This window comes from Larkinella fluvii (genome assembly GCF_051857545.1).
Lineage (GTDB): Bacteria > Bacteroidota > Bacteroidia > Cytophagales > Spirosomataceae > Larkinella.
This window is the reverse complement of sequence record NZ_JBPZHB010000009.1, coordinates 111,104-134,732: the sequence shown is the minus strand read 5'-3', so window position 1 is coordinate 134,732 and position 23,629 is coordinate 111,104. Positions and strand designations below refer to the sequence as shown.

The window sequence follows — 23,629 nt, the reverse complement described above, 5'->3', positions numbered from 1 at the left end:
TTGCTTTATGAACTCTACTGGTATAAATAAACCTGCGTCTTCTCCGGACTTCCCGGCTGGAGGAAGTGAGATGGAGAGCCGCATTCGTTCGTTTGACTGGTCTGCAACTCCCCTGGGACCGCTTGAAAACTGGTCACAGAGCCTGAAAACCACCCTGAACCTGATTCTGTCGTCCCGGTTTCCGATGTTTCTGTTCTTGGGTGACGATCTCCTTTTTTTTTACAACGATGCGTTTCGCGCCAGCTTCGGGGTGGAAGGAAAGCACCCCGGTGCGCTGGGCCGGAAGGGCGAAACCGTGTGGCCGGAGAGTTGGCCCATCATCAGCCCCCTGATCGACCAGGTACGGGCAACGGGCGAAGCAACCTGGAGCGACAACCTGCTCATCCCCCTTTTCCGAAACAACCGGCTGGATGCTATTTACTGGACTCTCAGTAGCAGTCCTGCCTATGACGATAACGGACAAATCAGCGGGGTACTGGTTGTTTGCATTGAAAAAGCGTCTTCCGTAGCCGGGCGAGAAAAAGGGGAGGAAACTGAGAATTATTTCCGCCAGCTTGTCGAAACCATGCCGGCCATCCTCTGGATTACCGAACCCGATGGCTATTGTTCCTACCTGAACAAGCAGTGGTATGACCACACCGGTCAGTCGGACAAGGAAGCGGAAGGATTTGGCTGGCTCAACATGACGCACCCCGACGACCAGGAAGAAGCCGGAACGCAATTTATTGAGGCCAATGAAAAGCAGGTGCCTTTCACCGCCCTCTATCGCTTGCGCAGCAAAGCCGGCCACTATCGCTGGGCCATCGACAGTGGTACCCCCCGTTTTAATGCAGACGGACAGTATGAGGGAATGATTGGAACGGTGGTGGACGTACATGATCAGAAACTGGCCGAAGAATCTCTGCGGGAAAGCGACGCCCGTTTCCGAACGCTAATTGCGGAGGCCCCGGTGGCGATGGCGGTGTATGCGGGCCTGAATTTTGTCATCGAAATGGCCAATGACGCCATGATCCACGTCTGGGGGAAAACCCCCGCCGTGATTGGAATGAAACTGGCAGAGGCTTTGCCGGAACTGGAAGGACAGCCGTTTATCGGTTTGCTGGAAGAAGTCTACACGACCGGCGTGCCTTACCAATCGGCTGAACAGCAGGCCGATTTGGTAGTGGATGGCCGTTTGCAGAGCTTCTGGTTTACCTTCACCTACCAGCCGCTGACCAACGAGCAGGGCCAGGTGTATGCCATTCTGAATGTAGCGCTGGACGTTACCGCGCAACGGCGCGCCCGCCAAAAAATCGAAGAAGCCGAAAGTGCGCTGCGGGATGCCGTCGAACTGGCGGAACTCAGCACCTGGAGCATGGAGGTAGAAACCGGCCTGTTCACCTATTCGGACCGGTTCATGCATTGGCTGGGCTTTTCGGAAAACACCAAAAGCATGGATGAAGCCTTTAATCCGGTGCCGGATGAGTACCGGCAGTCGGTTGCCGATGCCATTGCGGCTGTGACCCAGCCCGGATCGTCCGGTTTCTACGACAACGAACATCCGATCATCAACCGCCTGACGGGGCAGGTGCGGATCATTCACGCCCAGGCCCGGCTCTTTATCGATGCAAAGGGAAAACCGCTCAGGCTGGTCGGAACGGCGCAGGATATAACGGAACAACGGAAGATACAGATTGCCCTGGAGCACCAGGTGCAGGAACGAACGGAAGAACTGGAAGCCACCAATGAAGAACTGGCGTCGACCAACGAAGAACTGGCCGCGACCATCGAAGAACTGGCAACGACCAATGAGGAACTTTCCGAATCCAACCAGCTCCTGATGCGTTCCAATGAAAACCTGGAGCAGTTTGCCTACATTGCCAGCCACGACTTGCAGGAACCGCTGCGAAAGGTACAGCAATTTGGTGACCTGCTCAAAAATCAGTACTTCTCTCAGTTGGGCGACGGCATCAACTACCTGGAGCGCATGCAACTGGCGGCCGGCCGGATGTCGGCCCTCATCAAAGACTTGCTGACGTTTTCGCGCATTTCCACGCAACAGGATACCGTTGAGCCGGTCTCGCTGGCGGTTGTGGTCAAAACCGTTGTTAATGACCTGGAACTGGTGATTCAGGAGTCAAAAGCCGTGGTGACGGTCGATCCGCTGCCGACGGTGCCGGGCGATTCGTCGCAACTCGAACAGCTCTTTCAAAATCTCCTCAGCAATGCACTCAAATTTCGCCGGAAGGGAGTCAATGGGATTCTGGTGACTCCCGAGATTCGGGTTACGGCCCAAATCGTGAGCAGCATCGCGTTGCCGACAACTGTAAAACCGGCCCGGGCCGCCGGAGCTTACCACTGCATCGAGGTAAAAGACAACGGAATCGGTTTCGAACAGAAATACGTAGATCGCATCTTTCAGGTATTTCAACGGCTGCATGGCAAGGCCGAATTTGCCGGAACCGGCATCGGTCTAGCGATCTGTGAGAAAGTTGCGTCCAACCACGGTGGAGCCATCACCGCCACGAGCCAATCCGGTTTGGGAGCCACGTTCAGCGTCTATCTCCCCGTGGCGGAATCCCTGCGGAAAGAACGCGGTACTCATCTTTGACCGGTTTCAACCAGCACAAAAAGTCTGCCGCCTGCCTGACCGATCGAAGGGCTAATTTGTCGTAAAAGGATATTTCATGATGCTCAGCAACGGTTTTCCGGTTGAGTCGGCAAAAGACCGGAAGTATTCTGAGTCGGAGAGGTCGAGCATGTCGGGCCGAATGCTGAGCATGGGATGATCGATCACAAATGGTTTTTCGAGCCACAATTCTCCGTTGATCGCCATCAACATTCCACTGGCGGCATTGGCTACAAAACGACTCCCGTCGCCGTTGCCGGCGATCTGAAAAGACCAGGTGCCATCGGGCTGGATGATGAAAGTTTCTTCGGGGTCGGCATTGGGGCCATACACGGTTTGGTAGCGAAGGCGGGCCGGCCGGAACACCAGGGGCCTGGGTGCTTCGCCGTATACCACCCGTTCGATGCGACCCGTTTTGCCGGATGTCGGTGTGCTGAAATGCGTCAGGGTCGAATCGATGTCATTCCATTTGGCTTCGAAACAGGCAATAAACTGGTCGAATTCGGCCCGGCTGAAGGCTTTGGGCGACATATAAACGGTCCAGGGTGTCTGATCGGGGCTGGAAAGCTCCAGGTCGTAGTTGCGAATGACCCAGTTTGGATACTGCTCCGGCAACAACGGGAACCCGGCATTGTAGTCACACACGGTTTTTCCGTCAAACACCAACACCGCCTGGTGGTTTCGCTCGCCGATGCTTCGAACGGTGGTGTGGTCGATTAATTGCAGCGTGTGACCATGGTAGGTGCTGACCACCAGCGCATGGTCTTCCGGCTCACAGCCGCAAAACAGATATGAGGTCGTTGCAAGAAGGATAAGAATAACGGGTTTCATAACATCAGTCAATACGATATGGCGTGATCCCCTAAAAATAGATGGACATCCGGCAGCAAGCCAGTTCAAATTGGTACCGAGTTGATCTGGATAAATAAATGGCGGGAAGTAGGCCACAATTCGTTTTTCCAAATCTTTTGGAAAATTCGATGGCGTTTGAAGGATGGCTTTATTGAAAAGCAGGCCGAAAAGTCTACTGTCAGCCTGCTTCGGGAAGTAAAAATACTTATACGTTTAACGGTAGTTTTTCGAAAATGAGTAGTTCATTCTATGAAAGTCCGCAGCCGCCCAAAGTAAGCCACTTGAAAAATTGCGTCATCATTTTCCAGATTTTGCCAGTTGCCAGACAGAAATGGTAAAATAGTATCAGTTAGCAGCAACTCGATACGGGAGTGATCATTAGTTATTTATAACTAGGCAGGTCGAATTGTTTTCTAATCTTCCGGTTTTCTACTTCTCCAGTCTGACCAACGCCCGCAGGTCTTCGTTGCTAAGGTCACCGAGCCAAGTTTCGCCGGTCGATACGCTCAGGTCGGCCAATTCGCGTTTGGAACGGATCATGGCGTCGATTTTTTCCTCCATCGTTCCCTGGTTGATGAGCCGGTAGACCATCACGTTGCGGGTTTGCCCAATCCGGAAGGCCCGGTCGGTCGCCTGGCTTTCGACGGCGGGGTTCCACCATAAATCGTAATGAATGACGTGGTTGGCAGCCGTCAGGTTCAGGCCGGTTCCCCCCGCCTTGAGCGACAGGATGAAGGTGTTGGCATGGCGGTCGGTCTGGAAGCGATCCACCAGCGCATCGCGTTGTTTGCGGTCGGTGCCGCCGTGTAGAAACAGCGGTTTTGTGCCGTATTCGGTTTCGATAAACCCGGCCAGCAATTCGCCCATTTCGCGGTATTGCGTAAAAATCAGGACTTTTTCGCCGGCATCATACATCGTGGGCAGCAGTTCGAACAACTGCGCCATTTTGCCCGACCATTCGGATTTGGGCTGGCCTTTTTTGGTATACTGCGTGGGATGATTGCCGATTTGCTTCAGCGCCGTCATGAGCTTCAACACCAGTCCCCGGCGCGCGATCCCGTCTTCGCTTTGGATGGCATCCAGGCTTTCGCGAACCACCCCTTCGTAGAGCGCGGCTTGTTGGCTGGTGAGCGTACAATACTGGTTGTTTTCGACTTTGTCGGGCAAATCCGATATGATGCTTTTGTCGATTTTGAGTCGGCGCAGCAGAAATGGCGCGGTTATTTTGCGAAACACCTCAAGCTGAGCCTGATTGCGTTCCATCTGAATCGGTTTGGCAAATTCGTTGATAAACTTTGGCAGGGTATTCAAATAGCCCTTGTTGGTAAAATCGAGCACCGACCAGAACTCCGACAGGCGGTTTTCGACGGGCGTTCCGCTCATGGCGATTTTTACATCGGCTTTCAGGGCCTTCACGGCTTTGGTTTGTTCCACCCCCGGATTTTTAATGTTCTGCGCTTCGTCGATCACCATCGTGTGCCACGCCTGTTTTTTCAACACATCAAGGTCGCTGCGAACCAATCCGTAGGTGGTCAGCAACACATCGCAGTCGTCTAGGTCAAGCTGGCGTTTGGTGCCGTGGTAGATCTCAGCCCGTAAACCGGGTGCAAATCGGGTGATTTCTTTCTGCCAGTTGGTCAGCAGGGTCGTCGGCACCACCACCAGCCCGCGTTTTTTCTCAAACCGGCCTTCTTCCTTAAATTTCAGCAACAGGGCAATGACCTGGAGTGTTTTACCCAGCCCCATGTCATCGGCGATCAGACTGCCGTATCCCAATCGCGTGTTTTTCACCATCCATTCGTAACCACGTAGCTGATAGGGGCGAAGGTCGGCCCGCAAGCCCTTTGGTAACGAAACGGGCGCCGGTTGGGTTAGTTCGCGCAGCAGGGCAATGACGTCAGGCGACAACCCAACGTGGTTCCCCATATACTCTTCGGCCAGCGCCACTTTCAGTAAATCGTTGCCCGTCAGTTTGGACGGATTTTCGAGTTTTTTGTAAAGCTTATCCAATTCGTCCTGTTGAATGAGCACGTAGTGATCCCGGATTTTGACCAGACCGGATGCGCCTTTCACCAGTTTTTTGAATTCCCCGGGCGACAGCCGTTCATCGCCCAGTGCCACCTGCCAGTCGAAAGACAGCATGTTATCGAGGTCCAGAAAGGAACCGGCTTTGTCGGTAGCGGTTTTCTTGATTTGCCCCGACACCTGCGGCCGAATCCACTCCCGCAGCGATTTGGGCCACAGAATTGAGATGCCCAGCAGTTGCATCACCGGGAGCGTTTCGAGCAAGATTTCGACGAACGTCCGGGCATCAAAAACCGCCTTTTTCTGCCCCTGCGACCGCACAACGGCGTTCAGTTGCGGGAAATGATTGACCAGTAATATCAAATCCTGCAAAAAATCAAATTTGACGGGGTCAAACTGCTTTTGGGTCAGAAAGGGATGAAGTTCAACCGGCGGTTGCAGGGGCTGACTTCGGTCTTCGGCCAGCACGTCCACTTTAAACTGTTCACCCAGGTCGGTGTCGGCTACACGCAGCAGCGGCACCCATTGTTTGTGCGTAATGTAAAACGGATTGAGCCAGAGCTGAATGGTCGCCGGGAAATCGCTCATGCCCTTGCCGTCGAACGAAACCGGGCGGTGCTGGAAAAACAGTTCGTCGGGCCACTCAAACCACTGGGTTTGGTTTCGCGATTTGAAGTCGTAATACGACTGTCCCAGCGGTTGCGTAAACTGACGCATGTATTCGCTCAGAAACAGCGAACAAAGCGTAAACAACTGCTCGACAGGAGCCTGAAAACCGGCTTGGTTGTCCATCAGCGACACCCTGACCACGTTAACGGGCGTGATGGACAGCAACTGGTCAAACAGCGTTTTGACGGTGGTTTCGTTGGTCGCCGGAAGCCAGCGAACGGCAAACGTATTCTTTTCGACTTGCAGCAGTTGCGGCAGAATAGCCCCGTTTTCGAGCAGTTTCAGGCAAAATTGCTGAATCCAGTATAAGGCCCGAAGCGAGTCCGACGCCTGCTCTACCACCCGGAGGTCATCGGTCAGCAGGGTGTTGCAGAAATGTTGGCTCAGGTTGTCGGGCTGGTTGGCCGATGCGATTTGCTCGTCGTCATCGCGAAACGAGAGACGTTGCAGGCGAAACGAAGCGTCGAAATGCAGGGCCAGGTCGTGGTGCCACGCAAAGGAGTCAAGCTTTTGGGTGTCTTCCCGTTTAACTTTTGCCGCTCCTTTTGCCGCGAGCTTATAGGCTTTCCCGAGGGTATTTTTAAAGTTCTTCTCCCAGAAAATCGGGTTGTCGGGTAATAATTTCAGCAACTTGTCACCCAATGGACTCATCCGGCTGAAGTCGAGGGTCGACCAGATGCTTTCATCGGGTGCGATTGGGTCGAACGGCTCCGGCTTCGCCAACTCCGCAGCCGTCGGAATCGACACGGCGGTGCCTTTTTTGACGTCGAGGTTCCGGCTTTTGAGAGCCTGCAACAAGTCCAGACCGTGAAGCTGGAAGACCACAAACGGATTTCGGTCAATTTCGTTGGCAATCAGATACACCACGGCGGCCAGGTGTTTGCAGGGCACCGCAAAATCGGGGCAGGAGCAGCTCATGGGAAAATCCGCCCACGAGCGCGGAAACACCCGGATGCCGTTGCGTTCGGCAAAGTCGTTGAGGTCGGCGGGGAGTTCGCGGTTGAGGAATTGGGCCAGTAAAGCCGGGTTGGTCAGCACTTCATCGACAAGCTGTTGTTTTTCGCGCTCGGTAAAAGCCGGGATTTTGACGGTCACTTTATACGGGCGCGGTCTTGAGCCCTGCACCTGGGCTTCAATGCTGCCGTTTTTGATCTGAACCTCCTTCACGGCTCCCTTGTTGGCGTAGGCCCGGCCCCGTGGCAGGCGGTTCGACCAGTCGATTTTGGTCAGGGCGTTGAGCCATTGCTGTCCCCACCAGGTTTTGCCGTAAGCCGGAACAGTGGTTTTGCCACCTCCTTGAATCCCTCTCATAAAGCAAAATACGGCAGAAACACCCTGTTACGCAAATGGCATCCGGGTTCCGGGAATTGCATCAAAAAGCCGCCAGATGAGTGATCCGACGGCTTTACCGGAGAAGACCGGTTTTATTGGTATCGCTGGTTTACTCTTTGGATGGGGTGGAAGTTTCCTTCCGATCCAGGAAAAAACCGGTGCCGGACATTTGAACGGGGCCGTAATACAAACCGTATTGCGGTCGAATACCGTATTTGCTCCGCAGTTTTTCGTGCAGTTCGGGCGATAGTTTTCGGCCATTGACGATCAGCTCCGTCTCGCTCAGACCAAACCAGTCGATGTCATCCAAATCCTGGACAATGCCTTCCTGAACCAGATCGGCCATGATGCCGTGGATTCGGTCGACATCCGGCTGAATCCGGGCGTGATCGAATTCCCGCTTCTTTTTTACGGAAGAAATCTGGAAAGCTGTTTCCTTGTCCCGCAAAAGCGTTTCTTTTTCCCGCAAACGAAGTTTTTCTTTCTGCGGATGAAATTCCCGGCTCTTGTCGAACAATTCCGCTCTTTCCTTTCGGAGCATTTCCTGTTTGTACGCCATCGCCTGCTTCACTATCTCCTGGCTCCGTTTGTGTTCCACCTGGTTTCCGGCCAGTCGCTCTGCGATGCGTTTTTGCTTTCGTTCCAAATGCTCCCCGAAGAAGCGATCGACCTGTTGGAACAGATCGGTATACCGGGAAAGCTCGTTCGTCGGAATGGGCTGGTCGTTGATGGACAAACCGGCCACCTGTCCGTTGCGCTTCAGGATGGTGTATTTTTTGCTGGTTTCATCAATGGCCGTAATGGTCACATCCTGGCTGTTCTGCTGATTGGTTGGATCAAACCGGATGCTGGTGAAAGGCTTTTTTTCAAACCGGATCGTGTCGATCACCAACGGTTGGATGGGTTTTGGTTTGGACGAAGCCGCTTTTTTCGGTGCATTCTTCTTGGGTTTGGCCGCGGGCGTTTGGGGCGGTTGTGGTTTCTGTCCGGCAGGAGCCGGTTTTTGCTCCGCTTGCTGGAACCCGGTTCTGGTTTTTAGGGGAGCCGGTGAGGTTTCGGGTAAAAACGTGAATGCCGTCATGCCCACCAGTGCCAGCACCAGCAGGGTTTTTTCCAGGCTGGTCAACGGCTGGTTTTCTTTGGAAAGCATCCGTTTCACCCGGTTCAGGAGGGGCATCCGCCGGTCGGCCAAGCCCATTGCCAACGGAAGAACACCAAGCTGAGTTTCCTGGAAAAGTACCAGCACTTCGAGGTAGCTTTTTCGGTTTCCGGCGGTGGTCATCACCAGGTCATCGCAGCAGGCTTCGCGTTCATCCCGAATCAGCGCCGAAATCCAGAGCAGGGCCGGATGGAAGAAAAACACGGTCTCGACCACACATTGCAACAGGTTCACCAGGTAATCTTTCCGCCGAATGTGCGCCAGTTCATGAAGCAGAACGGTTTCGGCCTGTTCCGGCGAGAGCGATGCCAGCAGACCCAGCGGGACCAAAACCAGCGGTTTGAGGTAGCCAATGGTGACGGGAACCTGTACGCGTTCCGATTCCAGCAACCGGACGGTTTTCGGAATACCGAGCAAACCGCACAAGCGACGCAATTCCGACTGCCACCGCTCGGTTGGCGGATGGATGTTCCGATGGCGCAACTGGTGCAAATGCCGCAAGCCGATCGACAGGCGAGCCGCTTTGAACAAAAAACAGCAGGCCCAGATCAATATAATCCAATCAGTGTGCGTATTCAGAAATTGGACGGTAGCTTGCCAAAACGTGGATTCCGGCCCCGCCGATGCTGGAATGAGGGTTTGCCGGAAGGAGGGAAGGGTTTCATTGCCTGAAGGAGTCACCAGGGTGGGAGAGCTGACACCGGATGGGGCCAGTTGCTGGAAAAAGGTAAAACCGCAGGCCAGCAGAAACAGGCAAACCACCGAAACCAGCAGGCCATACCGCCACCGGACCCCCGCTTTGGGCGTTGAAAGAATAACCAGACCGGCTAAGACCGCGGCCAGAATTCCCTGCCAGAGCGAATGGATCAGCATCCAGCAGAAAGCGTTCAAAATAGAATCTGTTGTTGACATGTTGGGAGAAAGAAGAAAGGGTTATTGATCGGACTCCAGGTTGCGGATCAATGCTTTGATGGCTTCGATTTCTTCTTTCGACGTTTTTTGGTTGCCGAGCAACTGAAGCATCAAATTGGTGGCGGAGCCTTCGTAGAGCGTGTCGACAAAGCGGTTGAGCAGGAGGTTCTTGGTAACACTTTCCTCAACCGCCGATTCGTATTTGTGTTTCATCTGGCTTTCGTCGCGCCGGACCAGCCCTTTTTCAAACATGATCTGCATCAGCTTGAGCGTCGAGGAATAATTCACTTCCCGCTTCTGTTGATTCAGTTCTTCGTTGACAAACCGGACGGTAGAAGGGCCGTGTCGCCAGAGCACCTGAAGGATTTCCAACTCGGCCTTCGTCGGCTCGGTGGAAGGGGTGTTTTTGTTCTTTGAATCGTTCATGATTCAAAGGTAGGAAATATTTCGTACGAACAAATTATTAGGGATATTTTTTGCAAAAAAAAAGGTTGTATCGCGGAGTTGAGCGGAGTTAAAGGAGTCGAGCGGAGTTTTTCTCTGCGTAACTCTGATTTCCTCTGCGTATCTCTGCGATACAACCCTTTTTAATCCTGAGATACCTTACATCGTTTCCCCGTTAAACTGAATGTCGCTCAACGCAAACAGCGGTTTGCTGCCGGCATTCGGATTGACAAAAACGAAGTACACCTTGTGTTGACCGGTAACCGGGGTTTTGAAAGCAATGTTCACCGGCTCCGATTTATCACTTTTTACATCGCCGGAGCCCAGGAGCGTTCCGGTGGGCGAATCGAGCCGAATTTCCAGGGTGCCGCCCGCCATGTATTGTGACGATGCCGAACCGAGCACCGTCAGACTGCGAATACCCGACAAGTCGATATCATCCAGAAAGAAGAAACCGGTCGATTTGGCACCGAATACCACTTCATTGCCGGACGGCAGTTTGTATTTCGAAACGTCTTTCCCGCCGTCATACGCAGCCGCTTTCATCTTGGCACTGCGCAGCGCAACGGTCGAGCTACCCGTCAGGGGCCCGATTACAGCACCGCCTTTGTCGGTATAGCTGGCGGAGAACAGATATGAACCGTCTTTCTCTTTCGCCTGTGCGGTGTAGGTACCTTTCAGCGGTTTTTTGTCGACCTGCTTTTTGTCGCCCAGCGACATTACGTAGCTCACCATTTCTTTCGCTTCGTCTTCTTTCAATTGCGGGTGGGCGCTCATCGCCTGTTCACCCCAGACACCGCCACCGCCTTCGATCACCTTCTTCGCCAGTTTGTTGACAATCTCCGCCCGGCGTTCTTTGGCGTATTTTTTAGCCACTTCCTGGTAAGCCGGTCCGATGGATTTTTTGTCGACACTGTGGCAGGCTTTGCAGTCGCTGAGTTCGATGAGCCGTTTGCCGGTCGCAAAACCGACGTTGGCCTGATGGCCCTGCGCCAGCAGCGTTTTGTCGAATCCTTCGAGGTAGTTGATGGTCATCGTGACGTCTTCCGGGCTAATTTTACCGGTCGTCAAACTACCGTCTTCTTTGTCGGCCACTTTGACTTCGTATTCCACCGGTTTGTTGTCGAAATAGAAGGTTTTGTTGCCTTTCACGGCCACTTCCACTTTTGGAACATCGTTACCAACCCGGATTTCCAGTTTCTTGGTCGAAACATTTCCGGCGGCATCGGTAATTTTCAGCGTCGGCGTATACACACCCGGTTTGGCATAGGTAAAAGTGGGAGCGGCCTGGGTGCTTTTTGGCAATCCCTGTCCGAAGGTCCACTCGTATTTGATCGCGTCACCGTCGTAGTCCAGCGAACCTTTGGCGTTGAATTGAACGGCCAGGGGCGCGGCTCCCACGGTTTTGCTGGCGTTGGCAACCACGAGCGGTTTGCGGTTTCCGGCGTTGTAGGTGATGTGCGACAAGCGCGCGTCGTCGTTTTGAGCGAACCAGTTGCTGCCGTATTCCAGCACATAGAGCGAACCGTCTTTGTGGAACTGCATGTCGATCGGGTGGCTGAATTTCGTGTTTGGCATGAAGGTTTCCATCTTCACAAAATCACCGTCTTTGGTCATCGTTACCGGGTGAATCCAGTCACGAATCCAGTCGTAGGCAAAAAACTTGCCGTCGTAATGGCGCGGGAATTTCACCGGCGTTTCCGGATAATCGTCGTAATAATACACCGGGCCACCCATCGCGTTCCGACCACCTTTGCCGACAATCGGACCAAATTCGGGCGAGTCGGCATACGGGTAATAGATAAAGGCCTTCTGGGCCGGGGGTAACTCGCTGAGTCCCTTGATTAATTTTGAAGGATTGACCGGTTTGGCCGGGTCGAAGGACGGGCCGGAGGTGCTGTCGGCAAAATTGTAATGACGATACGCCTTGTTGTCGGCAACGAACAGAGGCCAGCCGTAATACCCGGCTTTGCGGGCCTGGTTCACTTCGTCGTGGCCGCGCGGGCCGTATTTTTCGATGTTGTTGGCGGCATCCGGGCCAACTTCACCCCAGTACAGAAAACCGGTGCGTTGATCCACCGAGATGCGATACGGGTTCCGGTTGCCCATCACGTAGATTTCGGGCCGGGTGTTGGGCGTGCCTTTCGGGAACAGGTTGCCTTCGGGAATCTCGTAGGTACCGTTGTCGAGCGGTTTGATGCGCAGGATTTTTCCGCGCAGATCCATTGTGTTGCTCGACGTCACCAGCGCATTGAAACTCTCGCGGCCGGGCCGGTCGTCGGACGGACTGAAGCCCCGCGACTCGAACGGGTTGGTATCGTCGCCGGTCGACAGGTAGAGGTTGCCCGACTTATCCCAGGCTACCGAACCGCCGGTATGGCAGCACTCGTTGTTGCGTTTCACCGGAACCCGCAGAATGACCTGCTCGCTCTCCATTTTCAGCTCGTTCTTTTCGGCATCGAACTTAAAGCGAGACAGGTGCTGGGCCGTATCGGCTTTCCATTTTTCGACGGTTGGCGAGTAATAGAGGTACAGCCACTGGTTTTCCTTGAATTTCGGGTCGATGTTCATCCCCATCAAACCGTATTCCTGCTTGGTATACACCGGCAGAGTGGCCACCACTTTGGTAACTTTGGTTTTGGGGTCGTAGACTTTCAGCGCGCCTTTCCGTTCGGTGAACAGCACTTTGCCGTTGTCGAGCACAACCAGTTCGGTAGGCTCGTCCAGTTTCTCGGCCAGCACTTCCTTGTTAAAGCGGTTTTCTTCCGGAAAGGGCAGCGTTTTGGCTTTCGTGTAATCCAGTTTCGGCGCAACGGCATACTGAATACCGCCCAGCAAATGCTTGAGGTAAACGGGATTGGTGAAGGTTTCGTCGGGGTGGCCGAAGTTGGTGTAAAACACTTTACCGCCATCGTATTCATGAAACCACGACATCGGGTGGTTGTCGCCCATTTTACCCTCTTTGTAGGTTTTCTCGTCGATTTTTACGAGAACCGTCACGTCGGGGTTGACATTCTTGAAATCATAAAACTCATCCTTGATCTTCCAGCGATCGGGGAAACCGAACATCGAAACGTGGTCTTTGCTGACGACGTAAGCTTCGCCTTCCTGCACGTTCGGATTGCCGGGGTGGCTGGCAAAATACCCACCCACCAGCTTGCCATACCACGGCCAGTCGTATTCCGTATCGGCAGCCGCGTGAATCCCGACGAAGCCGCCACCGGCCTGAATGTAGCGTTCGAAAGCCGCTTGCTGACCATCGTTCAGGACATCACCCGTGGTGCTGAGGAAGACGACGGCATTGTAGCGTTTCAGGTTCGCTTCGGTAAATTTGGCGGCATTCTCGGTGGTATCGACGGCGAAACCGTTTTCTTTGCCCAGTTTCATCAGGGCTTGCTGGCCGGCTGGGATGGACGTGTGCCGGAAACCGGCGGTTTTAGAAAAAACTAATAAACGTTTCTGGGGGGGCTGCGCCTGCACCCAAAGGGTCGACAGCGTCAGGAATCCCACCAGCATCCACGACAGGAATGCCCGAAAGCGCAATGAGGATTGGGGGTTGTCAGAATACATAGAGGTTAGTTAAAAAATACTACGTGGTCAAGAAACCGGCTTATAAAGATTCGGGTTTCAAATAGACTTTTACAAAGCTTCAAAAGTACAAAAAAAAACGGTCTGCGACCCACGCCTGTGCCGTATCTTTGCGGGATATCAATTCAAATTTCTGGATGGAATTTACAAACCTTTTAATGCATATCGTGGCCGACGATTCGCTGCACGCCCGTTGGCTCAACACGTTGTCGATGATGGAAAATACCGGGGCCCGCAAGATTTCGGCGGCTGAACCCAAAACCACTGTCGATTTGCTGATGCTCAAACACGCGGCTGAGGAAGCCCGGCACGCGTATTATCTGAAAAAGCAGATTCAGAAAGTGGCCGAAACCGACTGCCCGACCTACGAACCGGCTTATCTGCTGGCTCCGAACGACAGCCACGCGTACCTCAACCGGCTCGATGTGCAGGTCTGCCGGTATTTGAAGGACACGCTGGGTTTTGCGGGGGCGGAACTGAAATACGCGGCTTACCTGCTGGTGACCTACGCCATTGAGGTGCGGGCCGACGAACTGTATCCGGTGTACCAGGACGTACTGACCGAGTCGGGCAGCAAGGTGAACGTCCGGTCGATCATTGTGGAAGAGGAGGGACACCTGGCCGAGATGCTGCGGCAGATGGAAACATTTTTTGGCGACTGGCAGGGCCACGCCGAGCGGGCGGTGGCGATTGAAACCGGTTTGTATACGGCCTGGCTGACCAGCCTGATGGCGACAGAAAAAATCATTGCAGGAAAGGAAAACTAATTTCCGTACCTTTGTGTTATTCTTAGCACACGTTTCTGGGGACGACCGGAATTGACAGCTTGTTGACGCTGCGTGTAAGCATGCCGGGAGTTGAGGGCATTTCCTGTATAACAAACCTTCACACAATAACTGGCGAATATAACTACGCCATGGCTGCTTAATCCGGAGGATTAGCAAATGCCATTGTCTCACCGACCCTACGTGCTGCTGGGTTGGACTCTGGGGCATCGACTCGCAGCGCTGGTTCCGGTAATGGTGTTGACTACGGAGCGAGACAAAAATACCTAAGGATGAGGTACGGCGTGATGCGGGCCTGACCGATTCCCGACAATCCCAATCGCATCTAAGCATGTAGAAAGCACGACGGTTTCCTTGTCTGGACCAGGGTTCGACTCCCTGCGTCTCCACTTCACAAAGCCCTGTAAATCAAGTATTTACAGGGCTTATTCTTGCCATATCCTCAAAAATGGCAAGAAAATGGCAAAGAAAAGTCAAAATTTTGATGTCAGAAGCACTCCATAACACCGCAAAATACCCCTTTAAATACCCATTTCTATCGAAACCAGAAGACAACAATTTGTCCAAACAATGGGTCACTGTCCTTTCGCCGGTACAAACATACTCCATACAGCTTCAAACAACGTGACCATATAAACAGATCTGTCTGAAGACGAAGCAGGAACAATTGCCTCCGACAGCGTCATCCACGAAATCAATCGTGCAGATTTTTCGGCGTACATTGAAATACAGCCACAGGTTAAGCCGTTTCCGCAGTTCGATCAATAAACCGCCTTTGTCTAACATTTTTTCAGATTGCTATCATTGTCGACGACGTCGATGGCATTCATGACATTGACCACATTGCGTAAAAGCGGCATTTACGATTCATTAAACTTCTTTTACAGGTCCTTGACAGAGGGCAGGATAAAAGCTTCTAGCTTTGTTGAAATCCTCGAAAACAAAAAATGAAATGAATAAACTCGTGTATGTATGTCCTTTGTTCTTGCTGTTTGTTTTTTGCACTTCCTGTGGACAAAACCAAACAAGCGTACCAAAAGATAATATCAAGACCGAAATTAAAGACATGGGGCCTAATATGATGGTTCGTCATTTAAAAAAAGGCAGAAATGGCACCATTTTGATTGCTGGACCCAACAACTCATTGTTTGGGGATGTTTTTCGATACGATGGAAAATCTTTTACTAATCTTACAAGTAAAATAGGTCAGCATAGATTCTGGGACGCCCTGGAAGATCGCAAAGGAAATCTTTGGTTCGCTACTACTGATTCCGGCGTTTATTATCACACCGGGAAATCCTTTCAACATTTTACTACCAGGGATGGGCTTGCAGATAACCGGGTTATGTCTGTCTATGAAGATAAAGCCGGTATTATTTGGTTCGGCACGGGGAATGGCCTGAGTTGCTACGACGGGAAGTCTTTTCGAAATTTTAAAAACCCGAATGCCCCGCTTTTTTATAAAGAAGGGCATTTGAATAATGATATTACTACCATCCTTGAAGATAAAACCGGGAAATTATGGGTTGGCGCAAGGGGCGACGCTTTTGTTTATGATGGGAAGAAATTTACCACTTTAACCCATCAAGGCGAGCCCTTTCTCGAGGTTTGGGGTATAATGGAAGATCGAAAAGGCACTATTTGGCTCAGCGGTTTCAATGGCTTTAAAGGAGGCCGACTACCCGGTGGCCTCTGGCGCTATGACGACGGTACCTTTACTAAGGTATCGGAGCGAGGTGCTTATGCTATCATCGAAGATAAAAAAGGAAACATCTGGACTACTGGTCCGGTAAATCCTGCTAATTCGACGATCCAGGCACTTTCCCGTTATGATGCAAGGTCCTTGTATAGTAATAAGCCCACTGTAACCGAAATTAGGTCAGGAAATGCTTTTCTGGGTCTTTTGGAAGCGAACGATGGAAGTGTTTGGTTTGGAGATGCGACCGGAGTGTATCGTTATGATGGAAAGATCATCACGGACTTTTATAATAAAGAAGGTCAGAAAAAATATACCATAGATACGAAACAGAGTGTGGTAATATGGAAAGCTTCTTGGCTACTTGGTGAATGGGAAGGCGCTAAGTTTCTTGGTGATGGTTCCAATACAGGAAAGGTCGATCTGTTAAAAGGAGAATTGTTGATCGAAAATCGTCATCTGGTGGGCGGTGCCGTTGAAGTCGGCATGAATACAATTGAAAATTTTGTCGATCAACGTTCACTCAATCAATTACCTGCATTTTTTGATGTCAAAAAATTCCCTGTCTCAACCTTCGCAATTACGGAGGTTGAAACAGGGAACGATGGAAATACAAAAGTTCCAAATGATGGAAGTGTAAGAGTTAACGATGGGAATATAAAAGTTACAGGGAACCTGACCATTGAGGGCATCACGAAAACAGTTACTTTTCCAGCCAAAATGTATTTTAAGGACGGAATGGACGGAACTATCGAGTTGAATGGCACGCTGACCATTGATCGAACAGATTGGGGGATCGATTATGCATCAGAAAAGCACTTTTATCAGTCTAAGTCTGGTAATGCGATTTTGGACGACGTTAAACTCCTTATGAAAATCGTGGCAAAAAAATAGCGTAATAATAACGATGCCGTAAGAGGTACTTTTAAAGATATTAGCCCAAAACCGGACAACCTGTTCGGTTGCTTTCGATCAAATTACAGCAGAGAACATCGATCTTCGACTTAATGAAGAAACGGCTTCAATCGGGTTTATCTACCGGCATGTGGGCGAAATGATGAAATTATCCGGCTCGTTTTTTGGTATACCAGTAGAAACTCAAAATACCACAATGGGCTAGGGGGAGATGGGCCAATGCCAAAATCTACTTGTCAGTCAAGAGTAAGTAGCAGCAGGTTAGGGTATGTTACAGGATCTAAAAAGAAACGAATCCATTTCCTTTGAGGCTGGCCGGCAAATACCCAAAATGTTCCTGAAACATTTTGGTGAAATATGACTGCGAACTATACCCAACCGCCTGGGCTACCTGCGCCACATTTAGCTCCCCGGTTTGCAACAATTCAACGGCTTTTTCCAACCGCACACTGTGAATGAAGCGGGTCGTACTCCGATTGGTCAGGGCGACCAGTTTCCGGTGAAGCTGCGTGCGACTCATGCCCATTTTCTGCGTCAGCCAATCGACATCAACCGCTTCGTCGGTCAGGTGATCCAGGATGAGCGTCTTCACCCGGGCCAGAAATTGTTCTTCGCGGCTCAATAGCGGATCGGATGGGGAAATAACTTCTTCCGGCGGATTGTTGCCGGTGAGCTGCCGTTGCCAGTTCTGGCGGGTGCGCAGGCCATTCGAAATCCGCAGGCTTAATTCGGCCAGACTAAACGGCTTTTCCAGGTAATCGTCGGCACCGAATCTTAATCCTTTCAGTCGACTATCAAACGATGACTTGGCCGTCAGGAGCATAATGGGAATATGACTGGTTCGCTCGTCCAATTTCAGGCGCTCCACCAGTTGATACCCGTCCAGTTCGGGCATCATCACGTCACTAATAATCAGGTCGGGAACTTCCGCCAGTGCCATCTCCAACCCCAATCGACCGTTTTCGGCCGTGGCAACGCGGTAGGATCGGGCAAGATGTTCACCCAGGTACGTACGTAATTCGCTATTATCTTCGATTACCAGCAGAAAAGGAGGGGACGCCGACGCGATCTGAACGGACCCATTGCCCGCAGAAATTACGGCCTCGGAATCGGGTGACAACCGTTTTTCTTCAGGGCTCTGGGCATCGGATCGGGAGCCACCCTGTGGGTCGGCGCCCTCAACCGGGACGACGATTGATGAAGGAGAGAGGGGTAACTCGACGGTAAAAACACTGCCCTTTCCCAGCGTACTTTCGACCCAAACCGTCCCCTCTAACCAATCGACCAGTTCCTTGACCAGCGCCAGTCCAATGCCCGTGCCGGAATAAGACCGTGTCAAAGAGCTGTCAACCTGGTGGAACCGTTCAAAAATGCGGGGCAGTTGATCGCCCGGAATACCAATACCCGTATCCGCCACGACCAGCATCAGTCGATGATCGGTTTTGATCCGGGCTTCGACACGCACCTGTCCGTTTACCGGGGTGAATTTGAGGGCGTTCGAAAGCAGGTTGTGCGTAATTTTTTCCAATTTGTCATCGTCGAAGTAGTAGAGTCCTGAGCTGGATGGGTCGGAATGAGAAAGGGCCTCCGATTCCCGGTCGATCCTCTCGAGCATAATGTGGCGCTGGTGGGCCAGGTCCGTAAACTGTGCCACCACCTGCGCGACGAAGGCCACCGGATCGCCCACCCGTTCCCGTTTATCGAGTCGCCCGGCGTCGAGTTTGGCCATGTCGAGTGTTTCGTTGATGAGTCGCATCAGGTGCTGCGTATTGCGCTGAATGGCGTGTAGTTGTCGCCGGTGCGGTTCCGCCAGCGGAGCCTGTTCCAATTGTTCCGTGCCGTTGAGAATAATGGTCAGTGGGGTGCGTAGTTCGTGGGTAATGTTGGTAAAAAACCGGCTTTTTAACTCATCCAGTTCCCGAATTGTCGCAGCTTCAAATTCCCGGCGGGTCAGTTCCCGCCGAAGTTTTCGCCGTTGGTGGCCGCTGTGCAGGAGCTTTCCGCCCACCAAGCCCGTCACCGCCAGCACCATCAGCCAGAACCAGGCGGTTTTCCAGAACACCGGCCGAACGGTAATGGTCATCGTAGATACCGGTTTTTCCCAACCCAACGACCGGTTGTATTGATTGAGTGTCAGTGTATACGTTCCGGCCCCCAATTGATAGGCAACCTGGCTGACGACGTCTTCGACCACGTTCCAGTTTTGATCGTATCCGTCCAGCCGCAGCCGGAACGCCCGGGCCCTGTATAGCACCTGGGGCGACACCCGCAGGGTAATCAAATCACCCTCCTGCACCGTCAGCGTGGGATGCCCCCGCGAGTCCCGAACGACATGGTATCCGGAACCGGGTTCTTCCAGCCGGTTCTGGTTGATGACGATGTCGATCAGATTCAACGCGGGAATTGGACGAATCCGGTTTAGATCATACGCCAGCAGCGTTTGCCCGGCCGTCACCCAAAGCCGGTTGTGCTGTCCGGGATACAGGAAGAAAACCCGGTGGCTGATGCCACTGAATTCGAGTTGCTGCAACTCACCCTGTGGCGTGTACCGAAAGCTGGCAGTATGGTTCCGGAAATACGTATTCCCGGCCGCGTCGTCGAAGAAATCACGAACCGTCTGGTCGGGATGAAACCGGGACGGCGTCAGCGGAAGCCGCTCGATCTGGTCGGTTGCCGGGTCGATCACGTCAATTTCGCTGGGCAGGCCCACCAGGATCTTGCCGTCCCGACGGGCATGGATGCCAATGGGCATCAGACCGCCGGGGGACGGAACGGGAGAACCCAGCCCCTGCTGGTACCGCTTCAGATGCCGGGTGCGCGGGTGGTAGGCGTAAACCGCCCTACTGGTCGTGAACCAGATGGTGCCCCGGCGGTCTTCGGTTATCCAGCGAACGCCCTCGCCTTCCCGGCTGAATACTTCATCGACCGCGTAGGTGCGGGGGTTGAAGTGCAGCAGTCCGCGCCCCCGCTGTCCGATCCACAGGGTTGAGTCGGCGGCTGCAAACAGGTAATTACTTTTTCGGATGGTTAGAAACTCCCGGATCACGCGGGAGGAGTCGGGAATCCGGATGATTTTATCCTGATCCGGGTCGATGTAGGACAGCACCTCGCCCCGGCCGAGTTTACACCAGATGCGGCCATCGGGGGACGGAACGACGTGAAAATAATCATCGCCCTGCTTCAGAACCGGGTCGTGATAGGCTCGAAACTGCTGCCCATCGAAGCGCACGATTCCGTCGTTGGTGGAAAACCACAGATGTCCCCGCCTGTCCTGCGTGGCCCCCGTCGTATTGAAATTGATCGTCGCCGGCGGGGTATATTGGGCAATCCGGGCAGGCATCACCTGTTGCGCCCGCAGGGATAAACCCACCAGACTACCCAAAAATAAACCGTATACTCTAACCCGGATTCTGGACCACATCGAACGCGCACATTGCCTTGCCGAAGGTACAAAACCGTCGATTAGATACCAAATGGAACATATGTGCTAAAAATGGAACATATATGGTAGACTTGAATAGGGCCCGAAGCCGACTTTTACGCGGGGATTTTCCCTTTTTCAAATTCATTCACAACCCAATAGCTCAATGCGGTTTATGAAAACTGTTCTACCCTGTAAGCCCACCCTTCAGACGATGGCGCGGCCCCTGTTTTATTTTGCTCTCCTGCTGGGGCTGTTGCCCCTGAAGCTGCTGGCCCAGTTTTGTCCCAACGGCGTCACCGTCGTCGGCGGTGACGGCCAGCTCGAAAGTCCTTCCCACGTCGTGGGCGATGCGGCAGGCAATCTCTACGTCAGTGACCGGGGTCTCCACCGGATCATGAAGTTTCCGGCCAACAGCACCGAAGGCGTAGTCTTTGCCGGTGGCAATGGGCAAGGTTCCGAGCTTAACCAATTAAATAGCCCCCGCGGCTTGGCGCTGGATCAGCAAGGCAACCTGCTGGTCGCTGAAAGAGGAAATCATCGGGTGCTGATGTTCCCCCCCAACTCCACCTCGCTGACGTCGGGCACCGTGGTGGCGGGCGGAAATGGAGCGGGGAACGGACCAACTGAACTCTACGATCCAACGGCTGTTACGTTGGATCAGGAAGGCTACTTATACGTATACAGTGGAGGTGTAGAAGGAATTAATGCCAATCGGATTGTCAGGTTTCCCCCTAACTCCACCTCTGCTACCTCAGGTACAACAGTGGCTGGAGGAAATGGTTATGGCTCCGATCTAAATCAAATCAATAGTTCCGATGGCATCGCGGTGGATAAAAACGGGAACATCTACGTGACTGACTATTATAACAGTCGGGTTGTCAAGTTTCCCCCGAACTCTACCTCCGCTACTTTAGGCACCATTGTCGCCGGGGGAAACGGAAGAGGGAGTGGGCCCAATCAACTTTATGTTCCCTTTCATGTGGTCGTCGATGGGTCGGGTAATCTGATTGTATCTGATAATTATACCAACCGGATACAGCTTTTCCCGCCGGGCTCCACCTCGCTGACCGCAGGCATCACCATTGCGAGTGGTGAACAGGTAACTGACCCCACTGGTTTGTTTCTGGATGGGAATGGGGCACTTTATGCATGTGTTGGTGCTCAGGATCGGGTCCTTCGCTTTTCACCCGGCAGTGCCAATGGCTTTACCAGCCAGCCGCCCAGCAGCCAGACTGTCTGCGCCGGGGCTACTGTGACGGCCACCGTCAGTGTCAGCGGAACCGTCTCCGGCTACCAGTGGTACAAGGATGACCTATCGCTGGGCGCCAGCCAGCAGCAGGCCACGTTGAACCTTTCCAGTGTTGATACGGATGACGGGGGCAGTTACTACGTGGTCGTTACCGGGTGTAGCAGCCTGACCTCGACAGCCTTTGCCCTGACAGTTAATGATTTACCCACGGTTAGCATCAGCCCCTCGGCCACCGCCGTCTGCGCTGGAACCCCGTTTACGCTGACTGCTTCGGGTGCCACTACCTACCAGTGGCAGGGACCGGGTGGTTTTACCAGCGGTGCCAGCAGTGTCACCGCCAGCACGTCGGGAACCTACTCCGTGACCGGCACGACCAACGCTTGTTCGGGTACCGCTACCGCCAGTGTGACCATTTACGACGCCCCGCCCACGCCACTGCTCAGCGTGTCATCCGGGGTGACCCAGCCCATTCTGCAAAACACGCCCTATGTTACTCTGACGGTGACCGGCTGCGAAGGCGGAACGGTGAGCTGGCAGGGACCCGGCGGGGCGAGTGGCAGCGGCACCACCATTGCGGTTCCCACTTCGACCACCGGCAATCTGGCCTACTCGGCCACCTGTCAGGTCGGCAGCTGCGTCAGTTCGCCCGGCAGCCTGACGGTCGCCATCAATCCCCCGCTGGTCAGTGGCAGCTTCGACGGGTTTGTCAACGGGGCCGATTGCAGCACATTCCGCGGTTGGGCCTGGGATCGTAACAAGATCAACACCGCCATTTCGGTCGATATTTTGGATGGTGCTAAAGTCATTGGCACTCTGCTGGCGGGGGATTTTCGGCAGGATTTGCTCGATGCGGGCAAGGGCAACGGCAAACACGGTTTCCGGTTTACCATTCCTGAAAGTGTCAAAGACGGATTGGCGCACAACCTCACCGCCCGCGTTTCGGGCAGCAGTTTTATTCTGAAAGATTCGCCCAAAGCCTTAATCTGTCAGGGCAGCAGTACCCCCAGTAACAAAGGCCCGGTGCCACCCTCGCCCACGATCCTGGTGACGCCACTGGCGGCTCAGGTGGGTGTGCCTTTCTCGGGAACGCTCGTTCCGTTCACCGATCCTGAAAATCAGCCGCTGACGTACGGATTAAGCGGTTTACCGGCCGGGTTATCGATCAATGCCAGCAGCCGGGTGATTTCTGGTACGCCCACGGAAGCGGGCACGTTCGTGCTGGCGTATTCGGCCAGTGACGGGGCACTAACGAACTCGGTCAGTTTTCCCCTGACGGTCAATCCCCAATCGACCACGACGGTAACGGGCAGCTTTGAAGGCTATCTGGACAAGCTGGATTGTGGGGGCATTCGGGGCTGGGTGTGGGATCGCAACAAACCCAACACCCCGCTGACGGTGGAGTTCTACCGGGATGGCACGGGCGAAGTGCTGGGCAGTGCGGTGGCAAACATCTACCGCCAGGATCTGAAAGACGCCGGGAAGGGTAATGGAGCGCATGCCTATAACTTCACCCCGCCGGGCTCTGTAACCAGTGGTACGTTAATCAAGGCGCGGGTGTTGGGCAGCACGTATGAACTGAAAGGCGGAGCCAAAGCCTACCAATGTGCCCCGGCCCGCTTATCGGCCGAAACCGGTTCGGAGCTTCGGGTAACGGTTTTGGGCAATCCGGTTTCGGATCAGGTGGTCGTTGAGGTGCGGGGCGCTCAGGGGCAGCCGTTGCGCTTGCAGCTAACGGATCTGAATGGTCGGCTGGTGACGGAACGCCAGATTGAAACCGCTAAAGCCGTTGAGCAGCAGGGTATATCGATCGGACAGTATCCTGCGGGGCTGTTTCTTTTGCAGGTCAGCAGTGGATCGCAGCGGGTGACGCTCAAAGTACTGAAACCGTAATGATTGATCGAGCTTATTCATCGTCCCGGCCCAACGACAGAAATTGGGCCGGGATGATGAATTGAGGTAGGTGACCAAAGG

The 23,629-nt window shown here is 53.3% G+C and carries 10 protein-coding genes and 1 other RNA gene; 5 read left to right on the top strand and 6 right to left on the bottom strand.

What is annotated here, in order from left to right; translation table 11 throughout:
* The first annotated feature begins 70 nt into the window (after nucleotides 1–70).
* Entirely contained in the window at nucleotides 71–2,590 is a 2,520-nt protein-coding gene (locus ACS5NO_RS23775; RefSeq protein WP_439417443.1) for a PAS domain-containing sensor histidine kinase, read from the top strand.
* Between the two features lie 51 nt (nucleotides 2,591–2,641).
* Here the strand turns inward: ACS5NO_RS23775 and ACS5NO_RS23770 are convergent, their stop codons facing one another.
* The 5 genes from ACS5NO_RS23770 to ACS5NO_RS23750 form a co-directional block, all read right to left on the bottom strand.
* On the bottom strand, nucleotides 2,642–3,439 hold the full coding sequence (locus ACS5NO_RS23770) for a hypothetical protein (protein WP_439417442.1): 798 nt from the start codon (nucleotides 3,437–3,439) through the stop codon (nucleotides 2,642–2,644).
* A gap of 450 nt (nucleotides 3,440–3,889) precedes the next feature.
* Nucleotides 3,890–7,465, bottom strand: coding sequence for an SNF2-related protein (locus ACS5NO_RS23765; protein ID WP_439417441.1), 3,576 nt, complete (start codon nucleotides 7,463–7,465; stop codon nucleotides 3,890–3,892).
* Between the two features lie 130 nt (nucleotides 7,466–7,595).
* Entirely contained in the window at nucleotides 7,596–9,557 is a 1,962-nt protein-coding gene (locus ACS5NO_RS23760) for a M56 family metallopeptidase (RefSeq protein ID WP_439417440.1), read from the bottom strand.
* A gap of 21 nt (nucleotides 9,558–9,578) precedes the next feature.
* Nucleotides 9,579–9,983 (bottom strand): BlaI/MecI/CopY family transcriptional regulator, encoded by a 405-nt coding sequence (locus ACS5NO_RS23755; RefSeq protein ID WP_439417439.1) that lies wholly within the window; start codon nucleotides 9,981–9,983, stop codon nucleotides 9,579–9,581.
* A 177-nt stretch (nucleotides 9,984–10,160) separates the two neighbouring features.
* Entirely contained in the window at nucleotides 10,161–13,517 is a 3,357-nt protein-coding gene (locus ACS5NO_RS23750; protein ID WP_439417722.1) for a ThuA domain-containing protein, read from the bottom strand.
* 209 nt (nucleotides 13,518–13,726) lie between these two features.
* On the opposite strand from ACS5NO_RS23750, the gene ACS5NO_RS23745 reads away from it, so the two are divergent.
* The 3 genes from ACS5NO_RS23745 (at nucleotide 13,727) to ACS5NO_RS23735 (ending at nucleotide 16,964) form a co-directional block, all read left to right on the top strand.
* Nucleotides 13,727–14,356: a hypothetical protein gene (locus tag ACS5NO_RS23745; RefSeq protein WP_439417438.1), complete on the top strand. Its 630-nt coding sequence runs from the start codon at nucleotides 13,727–13,729 to the stop codon at nucleotides 14,354–14,356.
* Between the two features lie 37 nt (nucleotides 14,357–14,393).
* Nucleotides 14,394–14,766: a transfer-messenger RNA gene (gene ssrA / locus ACS5NO_RS23740) on the top strand.
* A gap of 560 nt (nucleotides 14,767–15,326) precedes the next feature.
* Nucleotides 15,327–16,964 (top strand): two-component regulator propeller domain-containing protein, encoded by a 1,638-nt coding sequence (locus ACS5NO_RS23735; protein ID WP_439417437.1) that lies wholly within the window; start codon nucleotides 15,327–15,329, stop codon nucleotides 16,962–16,964.
* Nucleotides 16,965–17,265: 301 nt separating this feature from the next.
* Here ACS5NO_RS23735 and ACS5NO_RS23730 read toward each other — a convergent pair whose 3' ends face one another.
* Nucleotides 17,266–20,406 (bottom strand): hybrid sensor histidine kinase/response regulator transcription factor, encoded by a 3,141-nt coding sequence (locus ACS5NO_RS23730; protein ID WP_439417436.1) that lies wholly within the window; start codon nucleotides 20,404–20,406, stop codon nucleotides 17,266–17,268.
* Between the two features lie 175 nt (nucleotides 20,407–20,581).
* On the opposite strand from ACS5NO_RS23730, the gene ACS5NO_RS23725 reads away from it, so the two are divergent.
* On the top strand, nucleotides 20,582–23,548 hold the full coding sequence (locus ACS5NO_RS23725) for a putative Ig domain-containing protein (protein WP_439417435.1): 2,967 nt from the start codon (nucleotides 20,582–20,584) through the stop codon (nucleotides 23,546–23,548).
* Nucleotides 23,549–23,629: the final 81 nt, after the last annotated feature.

Coding starts and splice junctions, on each gene's coding strand:
- ACS5NO_RS23765 (WP_439417441.1), bottom strand. CDS start 7,465: ATGAGAGGGATTCAAGGAGGTGGCAAAACCACTGTTCCGGCTTACGGC.
- ACS5NO_RS23755 (WP_439417439.1), bottom strand. CDS start 9,983: ATGAACGATTCAAAGAACAAAAACACCCCTTCCACCGAGCCGACGAAG.
- ACS5NO_RS23770 (WP_439417442.1), bottom strand. CDS start 3,439: ATGAAACCCGTTATTCTTATCCTTCTTGCAACGACCTCATATCTGTTT.
- ACS5NO_RS23725 (WP_439417435.1), top strand. CDS start 20,582: ATGAAAACTGTTCTACCCTGTAAGCCCACCCTTCAGACGATGGCGCGG.
- ACS5NO_RS23745 (WP_439417438.1), top strand. CDS start 13,727: ATGGAATTTACAAACCTTTTAATGCATATCGTGGCCGACGATTCGCTG.
- ACS5NO_RS23730 (WP_439417436.1), bottom strand. CDS start 20,406: ATGTGGTCCAGAATCCGGGTTAGAGTATACGGTTTATTTTTGGGTAGT.
- ACS5NO_RS23760 (WP_439417440.1), bottom strand. CDS start 9,557: ATGTCAACAACAGATTCTATTTTGAACGCTTTCTGCTGGATGCTGATC.
- ACS5NO_RS23750 (WP_439417722.1), bottom strand. CDS start 13,517: ATGCTGGTGGGATTCCTGACGCTGTCGACCCTTTGGGTGCAGGCGCAG.
- ACS5NO_RS23775 (WP_439417443.1), top strand. CDS start 71: ATGGAGAGCCGCATTCGTTCGTTTGACTGGTCTGCAACTCCCCTGGGA.
- ACS5NO_RS23735 (WP_439417437.1), top strand. CDS start 15,327: ATGAATAAACTCGTGTATGTATGTCCTTTGTTCTTGCTGTTTGTTTTT.